A 14437-nucleotide genomic window follows, 5' to 3' on the forward strand; every position below is an offset into this window, starting at 1 on the left:
GTCCATCTCGCTGTCAGCTCCGGACGGAGTGCCGGTCGGGAAACCGTCACCGTGACGGTTTCCCGACCGGCGGCAAGGCTGCGTCACCCGCCGGCAGCAGCGACCGCGGCGACGATTCCGGCGGCGTGGGCCTTGAGCGCCTCGTTCGCGAGCCATCGGTCGGGTCGCACGAGCGGCCACGCCTCGGCCTGCCTGAACTTCCCGCTCGTCAGCTCCTGCTGCTCCGTCCGTTCCAGGAAGCTCAGGGGCGCACGCGAATGACGGTCTTGCCCTTGCGCCGCTCGGTCGGGTTGAGCGCGGGGACGGCGTCGTCGAGGGTCGCGACGGTTCCAATGTGCGTGCGAAGGCGCCCGTCCCGCACCCGGTCGACGATTTCCACCAGCTGACTCGGAACGGACTCGACGACGAAGTCGACCGCGAGACCGTCGACAGGGCGAGTCTGCGCTGGACCTCGGCGACGACGGCACGGTCGCGCCCGGTCAGATACAGCAAGACCGCGAGGGCGAGCACTCCACCTCGCGGCCATCCACATCTGGACCGCACGATGATCCGAAAGAAACGGCCTGGGCGGGAACGGTTCCCGGCTGCCTTCGGCTCCGCCCCACCCCAGCAGCGCCGTCGGCCAACGCAATGGGCCCGGTACGTGACCTCACGGCCTCCATGGGCCCCCTCAGCTACATCCTCCGCGAGGATACCTGGGGCAACGGCTACGCCACCGAAGCCCGCGAACACGTCGTTGCCTTCGCCTTCACCACTGCCGGCCTGGAGCGCCTGGAGGCGATGCACCACCCCGACAGTCCGGCCTCCGGCCGTGTCCTGGCCAAAGTCGGCTTCATCCGCACCGGCACCGCCGACCGGCACGCCGACGACGAAACCACTGCGGCCTACCAGGTGTACGCATTGCCGTTGCTCCGAGCCTCGCTCCGTCGTTGACGGGGAATGGTTCAGGGCGGGCACGCGCCGCACCTCACCGGCTCCGGGTCCGGTTGTGGCGGCAGACGGTGAGGTGGAGGGTGCGGGTGACCCCGCCGACCTCATCGTGGGCGGCGTTCAGCGCGTTGATGTGGGCCGCGCGATAGACCGCTACGTCGATGACCCTGGCGCGGGCGGTGCCGAAGCGGACCTCGGCTGATCTCACGGTTCCTGGACCGACGGTTCTCCCATCGCTGCGGCTGAAGTCTGCTGTAGGTCAAATATGCGATGTGAGTCGGTGGCGCAGGGCGCTCCCCACCAGGGTATTCATCTGCTGTGTATCGGCGACTGGTGGACTCCTGAACTTCCGTATCAGGACGCAGGCACGTGCTGCTCAAGGGCTCGTGAGGCAGCTGAGGAGGGAAGACATGCTTACCGAGAGGCTGTTCCGGACTGCCGATTTACCGCCGGCGGACCGGTTCGACTGCTGGCGCGAGCTGGTCAGTGGGACGCATGCTCCGCTGGACTTGTGCAGCGACCACCGGGCGGATTTCCTGGCTTCACAACGCGTATTGGACCTCGGTGCCGTATCAGTGTGGCCGACGACGTTCCAGCCAGTGTGCTTTCGACGAACGCCGAAACTCATCCGCCAGTCCGATCCTGAGGGATTGCACCTCTCTCTGTCGTTGCACGGGGCGCTGCGCGCCGTTCGGGGCAATGAGGAGACCGTTCACGGTCCGGACAGCCTGTGCGTTGTCGATACGTCGCGGCCCGTCGACGTTCATGCGGGTGACAACTCAAGGCCGCACACGGGAGTCGGGCTGGAGGTCCCCAAAGCTCTGCTGCCGCTGCCTCGGCACGCGTTCGACCGAGTCACTGCGGTGCGCCTGTCAACCCGCGAAGGATTCGGCGCCCTGCTGGCACAGCTGCTCAGTCAGCTGGCGGGGGATACCTCTCCCTACGAGGCGGCCGACGGGCCTCGGCTCGGGACTGTGGTGGTCGACCTGCTGTCGGCGCTGCTCGCCCACGCCCTCGATGCCGGCAGCTCGCTCCCACCGGAAACTCACCGGCAGAGCCTCGTCCTGCGCATCCGTGCTTTCGTCCAACAGCACCTGCACGATCCGCAACTGACCCCGGGCGCCATCGCCGCCGCGCACCGCATCTCTCGCAGCTACCTGTACCGCCTCTTTGAGCACGAAGAGGAGCCGATCGCTGTCTGGATCCGCCGCCAGCGCCTGGACCATGCCCGCCGCGACCTTGGTGACCCCGCTCTCTGCACTACCCCCATCCACGCTATCGCCGCCCGCTGGGGCTTCCCTCGCGCTGCCGACTCCACCCGAGTCTTCCGCGCTGCCTACGGCATGCCGCCCAGCGACTACCGGAATCACGCACTCACATCAGTCCGAGTAGACGCATCTCCAAGCCGATCGAGGACCCATCGCTAACGACATCTCTTGGTGTACACCGGCAAGCTGGTGATTGCCCCGCCGCCGACGAAATAAGGAAAGGGTACGGGGCGTATCCACATCACCAGCTGAAAGGAGCATGTCTTGAAGATGCGCATAGGTCGTGTCGTCGCAGGCACGATGGCGCTTGCCGCCGCCACCATCATGGCGACCTCAGAAAGCGCCGCTGCCAGCGTCACACCCCGCATCGGATCGGGCCACACATATTCCGGGCGACAGAACACACCATCCGTTCCCCTGCACAAAGGGATCGGTGTGGCTCAACACCAATACCGCATTGCCGTGTACACCGGCAAAAAGGACGGTGCTGGCACCGACGCGAACGTCTACATCACCATCAACGGCACCAGGGGTTCCGTAGGACCGATCAGACTCGACAACTCCGGAAACAACTTCGAGCGCGGCAAGACCGATCGCTTCACTCTCGGTCTCCGCGACGTCGGCCGGATCACGAGCATCAAAATCAGCCACGACAACAGCGGTAAGAAACCTGGCTGGTACCTGAACAAGGTCACGATCGACGTCAACGCCAAGTTCAGCTGCTACCGGTGGCTCGCCAAGGACGAAGATGACCACAGGACCTGGGTGAAGCTTCCACGCGACCGTCACCATTAGTTCCGAGACCCTCACCGCACTGGGGAGTGAGAACCTCTGCGGATCGGGGGGCGCGCCGACGCAGGCCACGCGGTGTTCTCGTGCGGTGTGGAACGCAGTTGGCGGCGGAGCTACGGGAGGACGATAACGATGCCCCCTGGGACCCGATGGCGACCCCGGGGGCATCGTTCGTGCGGCTCGCACGGTTCGAGCGGGCTCTGGCACAGATCTCGGGCAGCGATCGCGGAGGGCCACCGCAGTATTCGGTTGCGAGGGTTTGGTCCCGTCTGAGGCCGCGGACGTCTCCGTGTCGGGCAAACGGTAGTGACACTCCATCAGGCCAGCCGTGGTCCGAGCGTTCGAGCAGGCTCGCGCGGAGGCGCTGAAGGTGTGTGCCATGCACCCCGACTCCGATCTGACGGGACGCCGGCATGACGCACCAGAAGTGCCCACCCGTGAGAGGGAAAGGGGTGCACGCGGTGTGTGCGGCCTTGGTGGCGGTTCAGGCGGTCGAAGTGATTGCTTGGGTGACGGCCGTGATCGCCGGGGTGGGGTGGCCGCAGAGGCGTGCCACGAGCACTCGGCGAATTTCGGGGGGTGCGCCGTCGACGCGCAGCACGCTCACCCCGGGCAGCAGCATCGGTGAGAGCCCGGACGGCACCGTGGTCACGCCGAAGCCGCCGGCGACCAACTGGAGCTTCGTCAGCCAGTCGCGCGCGGAGTGGACGACGCGCGGCCGTCCGGGCAGGCCGGGCCAGACGCCGAGCAGCGGCTCGGAGTTCGACGACGGGGCGGCGATCCATGCGGCGTCGACCAGTTCGTCGATGTGCACGGTGGTGCGTCCGGCGAAGTCTCCGGTCGACGACACGGCCACGACCAGTTCGGTGTCCGCGACGGTCTCGAGGTGCAGGCGCGGCAACTCGCTGTCGAAGGGCCGGTGGGGTGGGCGGGATGTCAGCACTGCGAGGTCGAGCGAGCCCGCGCGCAACGCCCGGATCAGGGAGGGCGTGGTGCCCTCGCGGGTGGTGACCGTGATCTGCGGGTCGGCCTTCGCGAGGTGTGCGAGTGCGGCGGGCAGGATCGCCGAGCCCGCGCTCAGGACTGCCCCGAGCCGCACCAGTTCGGTCTGTGGGACGGTGCCTGTGAGTTCACGCTCGACCGCTGCGAGTGAGGCGAGGATCGTGTGGGCGTGCCGCAGCATGGTCAAGCCGGCGGGAGTGAGCCGCACCCCGTCCGGGCGGCGTTCGAACAGGGTGGTGCCGGCGCTGTGTTCGAGGGCGGCGGCCTGTCCAACGAGTCGCTCGGAAAAGCGCACATGTTCCGACGAACCTGCGTGAGTGGCGGCGAAGATTCACAGGTTCAGCCTCGCTGGGGCTGCGGAGCGGATGGCTGTCCTATCCCGTCGTGTTGATGATGTAGTCGATCGCGGTGGCGACGTCCTCGGCAACGTGCGTGGGCCGGACGGAGTTCGGCGTCCACGACTGCCCGTTCGACCCCCACACGCTTTGAAGCCCGAGCGCGTTCGCGCCGACGATGTCGGCGTGCGGTGAATCGCCGAAAGTGATGGGTGAGAATGTCTGGTTTTCGTATCACCCGGGCGTCTGCCTCTCCGGTCTGATGGCGTCGCAATTGCCGATCAACCTGCCTGGTCAAGAGGAGCCATCTGTATGTCCAAGCGCATCTTCCGCAGCGCTGTGTTGCTCTGTGCCTTCATGTTCGTGAGCCTCGTGGGAGCGAGCGGTGCGACTGGCGTCGCGCAGGCGGCGCCTGCCCATGCGCAGTCGCTACAGACCTTTCGCTTCAGGAGCCTGGAGACGCTCAGATGTCTGGACGTGAGGGACGAGTCCTACGCCGATGGCGCTGTCATCCAGCAGTACAAGTGCAAGGAGGGGCGGAACCAGGTGTTCGGCATGGGATCGGATAATGCCGGCAATTTTGTGCTGCACACGTACCGCTCGTACAGGTGCGTCGAACCGCGTGACGGCGCCTACGATGGCGCGGGCGTGCAGCAGTGGACGTGCAACTACGGCTTCAATCAGCAGTGGCGCATGGTCACCATCCATGACGACATCGTGGTACTCCGGCACCTCATGAGCGGCAAGTGCCTTGAGGACATGGGCCGGCCCAACGGCGAACGCCGCGAGGTCGGCCTCATGCCGTGCACCAGAGCAAACAACCAGGCTTGGCGCGCCGAGGGACGGGATCGGTAGAGCCGGAGCACTTGCACACTCTCGCCTGCAGGCCGGGCAGCCGGATCGTGGCAACGCGACCCGGTTGCCCGGCTGCCTGCCTGAAAGGGACAGGCTCGGCGTCGCGTCAGCCGCGCACCGAGGCCGGCGCCGAGGGGATCAGCCCACCAGCAGCGCAGTGCGCAGCCGACGCTCTACCTGCTGTGGGCCTCGGAGATGACGAGACCCGGCGAGTGGTCGAGGGCGTGCACGAGTTCGCCATCGCCGCGGTGCTCGCGTGGATCGAGGACGACGTCGCCGTCATCCGCTACGGCGCCCGTGGCATCTACCGCACCCGTCCCGCCCACGGCCTGGCCGCCGCCCGATTCCGCCACTACGAAGCTCGCTCAGGGATGCCGCTCCTGCACGACCACCTCCTTCTGTCGGTCAAGTCCCAGCGCCCGGACGGCACCTGGGGCTCGGTTCACACAGAGGTCCTGTACGAGAACGTTGTGGCCGCATCAGCGCTCTACAACGAAGTCGTGATGGCTGAGGCGTGTGAGGCCCTTGGCCTGGCGTCCGAGCCGCGCACGGTCACGGCCGGGCGCCGACCGGTGATGGAGGTCGCCGGGGTGCCGCACGAGCTGATCGGCTGGACCTCCCGTCGCAGCGAGCAGATCGCCGCCTGCCTCACGGACTTGGAGCGCGAGTACGTCACCGCCACCGACGACGACGGGAACCTGAAGTTCGCGCCCGAGGTCTCCGAGCCGGCACGGGCGAAGCTGAACCGGATCGCTGCTCGCAAGACCCGCCCGGCCAAGCCGCAGCCCCGCTCCCTGGCGCAGCTGCGCGACGACTGGCGGGCCAGCGCGCGGGCCTTCCTTGCCGCCGGCGCCCACCTCATCGACTCCCTTCTTGAGCGCGCCCGCGCCGCGGCCGCTGCGATCCGAGCCCGGGTCGCCGCCGTGGTCGACGTCGGCCTGGCGGCCGTCGACGTCACCGCCACGGTGTTCGTGATGAACGGCAACGGCCACTTCCACCGCCGCCACCTGCTCGCCGAAGCACGCCGCCACCTCGCCCTCGTCCAACGCGGCCGACGCCGCCTGACCGGGCCCCGCCGCTACCCCAGCGCCGCCCCGCCGCGGACTCGTCCAGGCCGCGTGACGCCAGTTGTACGGGCGGCACGCGCGGAACGGGGCGCGCGGGCCGGGCGCGTACGTCGCTCACGGGCGCCCGGCACCCGTGGGAGGCGGATCAGGCGGCGACCGCGGCGCGACCGGCGGCGTACACCGCGGCCTGGGCGGCGACTCGCCGGCCGAGGTGTTCGGCGGTGGCTATGTCGGCCTTGTGGACGCCGTCCGGGCCCCGGTCGGTGTCGGTCTGCGCGCCAGCGCCCAGGTAGAAGCCGAGGCGGTTGAGGTCGTTCTCGGAGGCGGTGGTGGAGTGCCAGCCGGACGGCAGGCCGAGGTTGATCCAGTGCATTCCGTGCTGGGCGGCCAGCACGGAGAAGAACTGCAGGGTGTGCAGCTTGTCGCCGCTCTTTGAACCGGAGTTGGTGAAGCCCGCCGCCAGCTTGTCCTGCCAGGCGCGGGTCGCCCAGCGCTTCGAGGTGGCCTCGGCGAAGACGTGGAAGGCGCCGGACGCGGTGCCCATGTAGGTCGGTGAGCCGAAGACGATCGCGTCGGCGGTGTCGAGCAGCGCCCACTGCTCCTCGGTGATCTCGTCGACCTTGACCAGGTGGACGGTCGCCCCGGTGTCGGCGGCGCCCTCGCGCACCGCCTCGGCCAGCACCGAGGTGTGGCCGAAGCCCGAGTGATGGGCGATGGCGACGACCGGCGGGACGGCAGCGGCGGAAGAAGCGGCCGGGGCAGGCGTGGTCATGATGGCAGGGCTCCTCAGGATCGTGCCGCGTGGCGCGGCGCGAGTCGGTCAATTCACCAGGGAGACGAGGTAGCCCCTCCAGGTGTGACAGCTCAGACGCGCACGAGTTTGTCGGGATTGATGACCCTGCGGTACGCGGTGATCAGACCGTCTGTGATCTGGACCGTGTCCACGGAGTGGACCCGGCCTTCGCGGTAGAACACCAGGGCGAGCTCGCCGCCGACTTCAGCGAAGGCGATACGGTCCGGACGCCACCGGCGTCCCACACGCACCATGACCTCGGCAACGCGCTCGCCGCCGTGGATGAGCTTGCGTGCCGCGAATGCCTTGCCGCCGCCGTCGGTGACGAAGACGGCGTCCGGGTGCAGGAGCCTGACCAAGCCGGCCAGGTCCCCGGCCTCGTACGCGGCGCGGAAAACCGCGAGGACGCGTTCGCGCTCCGCCTTCGACGCCTGCGGCATGGACTGTTTCGCCTTGGCCACCCGCCGTCGCGCCCGCGAGGCGAGCTGCCGGGCGCCCGGCACGGAGACGTCCAGCACTTCGGCGATCTTGCCGAACTCAAGACCGAAGACATCGTGCAGGACGAAAGCCACCCGCTCCGGCGGGCTCAGCTCTTCCATGATCAGCAGCATCGCCGAGCTGACGGATTCATCGACGAGTACCGGCTGCGACGCGTCCGGCCCCGTCAGCAGCGGCTCCGGCAGCCACGGCCCGACATAGCTCTCCCGACGGAAACGGGCACTCTTGAGAATGTCGTACGACCGCCGCGCGGCCACCGTCACCAGCCAGGCCCGCAGATCACCGATGTCCCGCAGATCCGCTCCGGCCGCCCGCAACCACACATCCTGGGTCACGTCCTCGGCATCAGCCACACTCCCCAGCAGCCGGTAGGCCACACCGAAAACCGCAGGCCGGTGCCTCTCCCATCCGGCTCCGAGCGCCTCCTCCTGCTCAGACCGTCCGGGCCCGTGCGCATCACCCATACCGATCGCAACCTCCTCCAGCATGCGGATCCAGCGTAGCTACCCGAACTCGGGATCTTCGAAGACAGCCCCGCAGAAGCGAGCGAGCCCGCTCAGACCGACGACGTAGGACGGCGGCATCTCATAGTGGGGAAGGGCGGACTTGTGAAACACCCACTCAGTGGTGGGTGTTGGTGAGTTGGGGTGGGCGTCGGTCCGGGCCGGGCTCGTGGCTGCATGGCCGGGCGGACGCACCGGGGCGTGACCGGTGCGGGGGGGGGGGGGGGGGGGGGGGGGGCAGTGGGCGGGACGGTGCGCCGGCCGTACGGGTCGACGGCCAAGACGCGGCAGATGGTCCTCGCGGCGCTGGGTGTGGTGAAGGTGGCGACCGCCGAGCAGATCCGGCAGCTGATGTGTCCGGGCACTGCCAGCGCGCAGACCCTCCGCAACGGCGGCCTCGACCTCGGCCGCGACGCCTGGTGGAGTCGCTCGGCTCGGCCGGCCGCACCAACACCAACGGCAACCTGGTCTTTGAGAAGCTGTGGAACCTGACCGGCCCCGGCCTGGAGGCCGCGGCCGCGGTGCTGGACCGGCCGGTGCGGGAGATGGGCGGCACCGCCCGCGGCGCCGCGCGCTCCGGTGCCAAGCACGCGGTGAAGGTCACCGACACCATCACCGCGTTCCTGCAGACCCCACCCGAGCCGACCCGCCCCGTACCCCGCAAACGCCCCCACCCCGCCATCACAGCGCCGACCAGCGCACCGGCGGGCGATGCACCTCCGCTGCTCCAGCGGCCGCCCAGGAACGCTCGCAGGGGCTGGGACAGATTAGCTCCTGGGCGACAGAGGTCGTGCTCCCGGTCTCCGGCACGCTCACCACCCCCGGCAAGAACAGCCCCCGCGCCGACGCGGTGCTCACCGCTCCGGAGGCCGGGCAGCCGGTGGAGGTAGACAACGGCACCGAAAGCCCCGTCGCCCTCCCTTCCAAGGCCGCCCGCTACCGCGAGTTCTTCCGCCGGACCGTGAAGCCAGCCACCCGCTCAGGCGAGCCGACACCGATGTGGGAGACCCTCTACGGTCCCCTGGAAGGGGGGTATCCGCCCCTGGCGATCGTGTTCACCAAGCAGGTCGGGCCCACCGCGATGAACAACCGCATCAACAGCGTCATGCGGCTGACCGAAGAGCACTGGGCAGGCCGGTACTGCCGGTTCGCTCTCGGCTACGGCACCAACGAATACGACAGCTACACCGACTACACGGACGCCGTGCCGATCCTGGTCACCACCCTGGACCGGCTGCGCGAGCACGGGCCCCTGGGCCCGGTCTGGTTGCGCTTCGGCCACTCCACCTGGCAGCCCCTCAGCGAGGCCCTGGACAACCCCGACGGCGAGCGCGCCTTCACGCGCCGCCAGCGTCAGCGCGATCAGCTCCGCAAGCAGCAGCGCGAGCAGGAGGAGCAGCAGCGCGAGCGCGAACGCCAGGAAGCGAGGGAACGGTGGGCGGCACAGGAGGCCGCTGCCGAGGCCGCCAGGGAGCCCGACCCGGTGTGCCAGGAGTGCCACGGGCCGCTGGAGAGCAGCCCCTTCGAATATGACCCGCGGGAAGAGGCCGCGCCGCCGTCCGACGGCGTGCACTGCGCGGGGTGCCGTATCCAGCTGGCCGAGCCCACTGGCCGCTTCGACCGCGTGATCCGCCGTCTGGTAAACGGCGACGAGCGCCACCCCCGCCGATAGCGGTGTGCCTGCTGTTTCAGTGCATGGATCCATCCGTGCTTCTGTGCGCCCCGCCTTGTGGCCTCACTGCGCGCCCGTCCTGGGGAAGGTGGAGGGCAGCGGGGCGATCGGCCGGGTCGGCCCGGGGCGCCGGCCCACCTGGTGGGCTGCCCGGAAGCGAGGAGTTGGACATGAGTAATCCATCGGCCCGGGAGGTCGGCGAATGGTACGACCGCTTCGGGGCCTGTACGGCCTGACCATGGGCGACAGCATGCACCTGGGCATGTGGACCGACGGCGTGCGGGCGGAGACGGGGGAGCTGACGGCCGACGAGATGTGGGAGGAACTCACCCGGGCCCAGGACTCCTGGACCGGCACCCTCATCGACGTGGTCGGGCTGCAGCCGGGACAGCGGATGCTGGACGTCGGCTGCGGCACAGGCCGCCCCACCGTGCGGATCGGCACCGAGTCGGGCGCGAGCGTGCTCGGCGTGACGGTCAGCGCCGGGCAGATCCGGGCCGGCCGCGACCGCGCCTTGAAGGCAGGGCTGTCCGACCGCGTCACCTTTGAACAGGCGGACGCCATGGCCCTGCCCCAGGAGTCCGAGACCTTCGACGCCGCGTGGGCCATCGAGTCCTTCGCTCACTTTTCCGACCGCCCCGCCGCGATCCGCGAGGTTCGGCGGGTGCTGCGGCCCGGGGGCCGCTTCGTCCTCGCGGACTGCTACGAAGCCGTGCCCTTCACACCCGAGGAAGTCCAGCTCTTCCAGGCCGCGTTCGCCCTTTCCCGCCTGCCCGCTGGACCCGAGGACTACTCCCGCATGCTCGGCGAGGCCGGCTTCGCCATCCAAGGCACTCGCGACATGTCCCGGGAGTTCAAGCCCACCTACGAGCTGATGCCGCGCCTGTTCGCCGCGAGGCGCGCCCAGATCGCGGAGCTGGTGGGCACCGATGCGATGGCTCAGCTCGGCACTGTCTACCCGCGGATCCTCGCCCTGTGCCGGGACAAGATGGGATACACCATGGTCAACGCCGTGAAGTCCCCCTGACGGCGGCCAGTCCCGTCCCGACTCCCGCATCTCCGTCGCCGCCAGGCCGATATCCACCCGGCACAGCGCCCCATCGCCAGCTGCCACCCCGGGCCGGCCGGGCCGTCGCCTGCAGCAAGGAGCGGTTCAGCACGGAACGGGCCGGTCAAACCAGCCTGGCAAACGGTCAAGACTGCATGTCAGAGGACACCGGTCGTCTGGGCCCGGCTTTCGGGCGGGTTCCTGGCAGGGTGGGGGTATGTGCGGTCGATTCGTGTCCATCCGAAGTCCGCAGGACCTGGCGAGCGTCTTCGATGTCACGTGCTGGGACTCTGACGGGGCTCTGGATCCGAGCTGGAATGTGGCGCCGACGGACGATGTGTGGTCGGTGCTGGAGCGGGTCGAGTGCGAGACGGGTGAGATCACGCGGCAGTTGCGGGCGCTGTGCTGGGGTCTGGTGCCGTCGTGGGCGAAGAGCCTGAACACGGGCGCGAAGATGATCAATGCCAGGGCGGAGACCGTCGCGGAGAAGCCGGCCTACCGCCGGGCGTTCGCCAAGCGGCGCTGCCTGCTGCCCGCGGACGGCTTCTACGAGTGGCAGAACGTCGCCGCCACCAAAACTGCCAAGGCCCGCAAGCAGCCGTACTTCATCAGCCCCGACGACGGTCAAGTCATGGCTCTTGCCGGCCTGTACGAGTTCTGGCGCGACCCGGCGGTCGAAGACGACGGCGCAGTGGGGGCGTGGTGGGCCACCTGCACGATCATCACCACCGAAGCCTCGATGCCGCCGGCCGCGTCCATCCCCGTATGCCGCTTGCGGTCGCTCCCGCCGACTGGAGTGCCTGGCTCGACCCCGCCCACCAGGACGCCGACGAGCTACGCGCGCTGCTGGCAACCCCCGCCGCCGGCCACCTCGGCGCCCGCGCCGTATCGACAGCCGTCAACAACGTGCGTAACAACGGCCCTCACCTCCTCGACGAGCCGGACGATGACACCGGCAACGCCTGAGCCGCACCACATCAGCCAAGCCGCCTGACTCGCTCCGTGAGCATGAGCCGCCGGCAGTGTGACTGAATGCTTCGTGTGGCGGGACTCGCCAATTGAAGCGCTATGCCGGCCCGTCATCGGACCTGGAAGGGTGCGGTACAGGCTCATCCGGGAGCGCGGCTGCTCCAGTCCGTAGGAGCGGCGGCCCGACCAGACCACGTGCAGCGGCAGGTCGACCGTGCCGTGGGCGGGACCGTTCAGGTCCTCCAGCTGCGCGGGCAGCCGCTGTGCGTACTGCGCACACAACAGCTCGAACGCGTTCGGCACCGGAAACGAAGACTGCAGGGTCATGACCCCAGTAACGCCCGGCGTGCCACACGATTGCTACGCAGCGCCGGAGCTCGGGTGGGTGCGGGGGCTGCCAGGATGGTGGGCATGGCGGATGAGACGGCGACCATCTACGAGCAGCTGCGGGACCTGGCCGGGGAGATCGAGTCCCTAGCCGACGCCGTCGGCGCGCCGAGGGAGCGGTCGATCACCCAGCGTCGAATGTGTTCTGGCCGCTCGGACAGGGATGGTCACCAGCCCCGTGCGGTGAGAGTCGACAAGGGCGGATCCGCGGATAGCGGCCTGCCGCCAGAAGCCGTCAGCTCTACTGCCGCCTGGGGCGGTACGAGTAATTCCGGTATCTAAGACGCCCTCCCAAATGGACTTTCCCGGTCCACTTCATTGCTCGCCAACGAGTCAAGCAGGCTCGCCATCCTGGCGTGTTGGCCACGCGGCGCAGATCACGCCAACGATCGAAAATTCACTCGACCCTGCCTTGCGCGGTTGCTACAAATAGTCACGCAAGCATTCGCGAAGAACGGGGAATTCATGAAGGGCAAGATAGTCAACGGGGAATTAGTGCGTCTCAACCCGGCTCGTGCCGCCAAGGTGGCACTTGCGACCGCCGTCGCCGCCTCGGCGCTGGCGATTCCGGCAGCCAGTCCGGCAAACGCGCAGTCCAGCAAGCCCAGGGGCGTCGCTGTCAGCAGCGTCGAGGAAACGTGCAAGCACCACGGCCGGTACTACATCGTGCGGCAGTACTTCCGCGGTCCTCGCAGGTTCACGCTGCGCTGCGGGACGCCGACGTGGGGGTGGAAGCACATCAAGAAGGGGCACGGTTGGAGCCGCGGGATGGACAGCACGATAGGCAACGCCATCGCCAATGGAACCCCCGTTACATTTGGATTTTCCATCTTCACCAATCAATGCCCGCCCAGGGAACGGTTCCGCACCATCATCGGAACCCCTGGCGGGCAAAATGATGTTCTCACTGCGTACAATGTCACGAGCTTGGCCAGTGCCAGCAAGTGTTAACGCTCCCGTGCGAGGGGAGTTCATTCATCGATAGGTGAGGCGAAGGGGGATGGTTCGCGTGGTGGAACAGACGCCGGCAGAGCGAGCTCTGGCTCGCTCGTTCGCCTCTGGCGACGGGCACGTCAGGTTTGAGGTCACGAACCTGACTGTTCATCACCACGCCAACCGCAGCGTCACCTTCACGTACTGGATCACCGTCGTGCGGCAACGGCACCCGGAAGAAGACTGGGAGTTCACTCTCCCCTGGGACGACAAGTCCTTCACCGACGTGCTCACCTCACCCCAGCCCGATCCTGAACGGCTGAAGCAACTCGTGCACTTGGTCCACGCCCTGCTCGAAGAGTGGTGGGACACCAAGGGGCACAACCGTCAGTCGGCAAAGATGGGACGCCAGCTGCGTTGACGCGGTACGCCAGCTAATCCCGCCAGATGCGCGAGGGCCTGGATCCGACGACGGATCCAGGCCCTCTGGCATAGCGGGCACGCACGTTTCCCCGCTGCGGTCATTGCAACCCCAAGGGTGGTTCAGCTGCGCCGTCCACGGGCCGTCCAGGACCTCTCGACTCCGACCAGGACACTCTGTTATGAGCCGTCACCGACCCGGTCGACGCCGCTGCGACCCGCGCCCAGCAGAAGTCCGCTCCCCGCAGCGCCGAGGCAAGAGAGAGGCCGGGCCCCGAGGCGCTGAGGCAGAGCTGGCGTGAGCGCGCGGCCGCCGTCCGGCGACGCCGCGGCGGTCGATGCGATGGTGGCGGCCGTGCTACCCGGCCCGGATTCCTCAGCCCCGCCAAGGCCGCAGGCGGCGGTCCGCTGATGCCGTCCACGCGCAGATCGCCGCCGAGGTCTGGGATGCCGAGCTGCGATGTGCCGGTTTAGTGTCAGTAGGTGGGTGTCAGTGATGGCATGTCAGGTCGGGATTGTTTCGCTGGTCGGGTGGTGAGGTAGGGCGTGGTCACTGACACAGGGTGGTACCTGTAGCGGGCATGACTGTCATGGGCCGGTACACCCCGTCCGGTGCCACTGGCTTGGGAACGGCACTTCTGAGTGATGTCGAGCAGGGGGAACACCACCAGGAACCTGCTGTACACCTGATGACATGAAGCTGAGTGACCTGGGCCCGCTGATGGCACGCCGCCGAGACGGCGGCCTCAGCTATGGCCGTTTCCGCACCGACCCTGAGCTGGCCTCGCTGGAGTGGCCGGACGATGTCCTCGAACAGTTCCTCTTCGACCACGGCGACAACGCCCCCTTCGTGTACGACTACGGCAGCATCGACCTGCCGACATCGCATGGGGACTCGAGACCATCCCAGCCGCGGACTTCAACGAGATGCCGACCGGAGCGTCCGATGCTGGCTGCATCGAGAT

Annotated in this window: 14 protein-coding genes and 4 pseudogenes; 11 read left to right on the forward strand and 7 right to left on the reverse strand. The window is 68.3% G+C overall.

Features of this window, described 5'->3' with window-relative positions; genetic code table 11:
- Positions 1-241 precede the first annotated feature (241 nt).
- The gene (locus CPH93_RS37140) at positions 242-379 is read right to left on the reverse strand and encodes a hypothetical protein (RefSeq protein ID WP_231977097.1); all 138 of its coding nucleotides are present in this window, start codon (positions 377-379) and stop codon (positions 242-244) included.
- Positions 380-630: 251 nt separating this feature from the next.
- Between CPH93_RS37140 and CPH93_RS35165 the strand changes: the two genes are divergently transcribed.
- Positions 631-933 (forward strand): GNAT family N-acetyltransferase, encoded by a 303-nt coding sequence (locus CPH93_RS35165; RefSeq protein ID WP_096215204.1) that lies wholly within the window; start codon positions 631-633, stop codon positions 931-933.
- Positions 934-967: 34 nt separating this feature from the next.
- On the opposite strand, the gene CPH93_RS36025 is transcribed toward CPH93_RS35165, so the two are convergent.
- Positions 968-1138 (reverse strand): hypothetical protein, encoded by a 171-nt coding sequence (locus CPH93_RS36025; protein ID WP_159395131.1) that lies wholly within the window; start codon positions 1136-1138, stop codon positions 968-970.
- Positions 1139-1340: 202 nt separating this feature from the next.
- Here CPH93_RS36025 and CPH93_RS35170 point away from each other — a divergent pair, with 202 nt between their 5' ends.
- Both CPH93_RS35170 and CPH93_RS35175 read left to right on the forward strand, forming a co-directional pair.
- Positions 1341-2357: a helix-turn-helix domain-containing protein gene (locus tag CPH93_RS35170; protein ID WP_096215726.1), complete on the forward strand. Its 1017-nt coding sequence runs from the start codon at positions 1341-1343 to the stop codon at positions 2355-2357.
- Between the two features lie 111 nt (positions 2358-2468).
- Positions 2469-2993 (forward strand): PLAT/LH2 domain-containing protein, encoded by a 525-nt coding sequence (locus CPH93_RS35175; protein WP_231977510.1) that lies wholly within the window; start codon positions 2469-2471, stop codon positions 2991-2993.
- Positions 2994-3474: 481 nt separating this feature from the next.
- Here CPH93_RS35175 and CPH93_RS35180 read toward each other — a convergent pair whose 3' ends face one another.
- Both CPH93_RS35180 and CPH93_RS37385 read right to left on the reverse strand, forming a co-directional pair.
- A complete protein-coding gene (locus CPH93_RS35180; protein WP_331716968.1) occupies positions 3475-4287 on the reverse strand; it encodes a LysR substrate-binding domain-containing protein in 813 nt (270 codons plus the stop codon).
- Between the two features lie 79 nt (positions 4288-4366).
- A complete protein-coding gene (locus CPH93_RS37385) occupies positions 4367-4537 on the reverse strand; it encodes an HAD hydrolase-like protein (protein ID WP_096215207.1) in 171 nt (56 codons plus the stop codon).
- A 102-nt stretch (positions 4538-4639) separates the two neighbouring features.
- On the opposite strand from CPH93_RS37385, the gene CPH93_RS35190 reads away from it, so the two are divergent.
- Positions 4640-5182: an RICIN domain-containing protein gene (locus tag CPH93_RS35190; protein WP_096215208.1), complete on the forward strand. Its 543-nt coding sequence runs from the start codon at positions 4640-4642 to the stop codon at positions 5180-5182.
- Between the two features lie 224 nt (positions 5183-5406).
- Positions 5407-5958 (forward strand): annotated as a pseudogene (mobF, locus tag CPH93_RS37710) (MobF family relaxase); the annotation flags it as partial.
- Positions 5959-6394: 436 nt separating this feature from the next.
- Here mobF and CPH93_RS35200 read toward each other — a convergent pair.
- Both CPH93_RS35200 and sigJ read right to left on the reverse strand, forming a co-directional pair.
- Positions 6395-7021, reverse strand: a complete 627-nt coding sequence (locus CPH93_RS35200) for a flavodoxin family protein (protein ID WP_096211573.1) — start codon at positions 7019-7021, stop codon at positions 6395-6397.
- A 92-nt stretch (positions 7022-7113) separates the two neighbouring features.
- The gene (gene sigJ / locus CPH93_RS35205) at positions 7114-8004 is read right to left on the reverse strand and encodes an RNA polymerase sigma factor SigJ (protein ID WP_096215225.1); all 891 of its coding nucleotides are present in this window, start codon (positions 8002-8004) and stop codon (positions 7114-7116) included.
- Positions 8005-8833: 829 nt separating this feature from the next.
- On the opposite strand from sigJ, the gene CPH93_RS35210 reads away from it, so the two are divergent.
- The 3 genes and pseudogenes from CPH93_RS35210 to CPH93_RS35220 all read left to right on the forward strand — a co-directional run bounded on the left by CPH93_RS35210 (position 8834) and on the right by CPH93_RS35220 (position 11729).
- Complete coding sequence (locus CPH93_RS35210; RefSeq protein WP_096211572.1) at positions 8834-9715, forward strand: hypothetical protein; 882 nt, start codon at positions 8834-8836, stop codon at positions 9713-9715.
- Positions 9716-9917: 202 nt separating this feature from the next.
- Positions 9918-10742, forward strand: a complete 825-nt coding sequence (locus CPH93_RS35215) for a class I SAM-dependent methyltransferase (protein WP_096215210.1) — start codon at positions 9918-9920, stop codon at positions 10740-10742.
- A 238-nt stretch (positions 10743-10980) separates the two neighbouring features.
- Positions 10981-11729, forward strand: a pseudogene (locus CPH93_RS35220) (SOS response-associated peptidase).
- 126 nt (positions 11730-11855) lie between these two features.
- Here CPH93_RS35220 and CPH93_RS37150 read toward each other — a convergent pair.
- Positions 11856-12059, reverse strand: a pseudogene (locus CPH93_RS37150) (hypothetical protein); the annotation flags it as partial.
- Between the two features lie 525 nt (positions 12060-12584).
- Here CPH93_RS37150 and CPH93_RS37155 point away from each other — a divergent pair.
- The 3 genes and pseudogenes from CPH93_RS37155 to CPH93_RS35245 form a co-directional block, all read left to right on the forward strand.
- The gene (locus CPH93_RS37155; protein WP_231977099.1) at positions 12585-13070 is read left to right on the forward strand and encodes a hypothetical protein; all 486 of its coding nucleotides are present in this window, start codon (positions 12585-12587) and stop codon (positions 13068-13070) included.
- Positions 13071-13128: 58 nt separating this feature from the next.
- Positions 13129-13473, forward strand: a complete 345-nt coding sequence (locus CPH93_RS35240; RefSeq protein ID WP_159394935.1) for a hypothetical protein — start codon at positions 13129-13131, stop codon at positions 13471-13473.
- Between the two features lie 693 nt (positions 13474-14166).
- A pseudogene (locus CPH93_RS35245) lies at positions 14167-14437 on the forward strand (hypothetical protein); the annotation flags it as partial.

The sequence above is a fragment of the Streptomyces sp. 2323.1 genome (genome assembly GCF_900221035.1).
Lineage (GTDB): Bacteria > Actinomycetota > Actinomycetes > Streptomycetales > Streptomycetaceae > Streptomyces > Streptomyces sioyaensis.

What these genes read in the sequence shown, in the direction of transcription:
- CPH93_RS35165 (WP_096215204.1), top strand. Translation starts at nt 631, where the DNA reads ATGGGCCCGGTACGTGACCTCACGGCCTCCATGGGCCCCCTCAGCTAC.
- CPH93_RS35170 (WP_096215726.1), top strand. Translation starts at nt 1,341, where the DNA reads ATGCTTACCGAGAGGCTGTTCCGGACTGCCGATTTACCGCCGGCGGAC.
- CPH93_RS35175 (WP_231977510.1), top strand. Translation starts at nt 2,469, where the DNA reads ATGCGCATAGGTCGTGTCGTCGCAGGCACGATGGCGCTTGCCGCCGCC.
- CPH93_RS35190 (WP_096215208.1), top strand. Translation starts at nt 4,640, where the DNA reads ATGTCCAAGCGCATCTTCCGCAGCGCTGTGTTGCTCTGTGCCTTCATG.
- CPH93_RS35200 (WP_096211573.1), bottom strand. Translation starts at nt 7,021, where the DNA reads ATGACCACGCCTGCCCCGGCCGCTTCTTCCGCCGCTGCCGTCCCGCCG.
- sigJ (WP_096215225.1), bottom strand. Translation starts at nt 8,004, where the DNA reads ATGGGTGATGCGCACGGGCCCGGACGGTCTGAGCAGGAGGAGGCGCTC.
- CPH93_RS35215 (WP_096215210.1), top strand. Translation starts at nt 9,918, where the DNA reads ATGGTACGACCGCTTCGGGGCCTGTACGGCCTGACCATGGGCGACAGC.
- CPH93_RS37155 (WP_231977099.1), top strand. Translation starts at nt 12,585, where the DNA reads ATGAAGGGCAAGATAGTCAACGGGGAATTAGTGCGTCTCAACCCGGCT.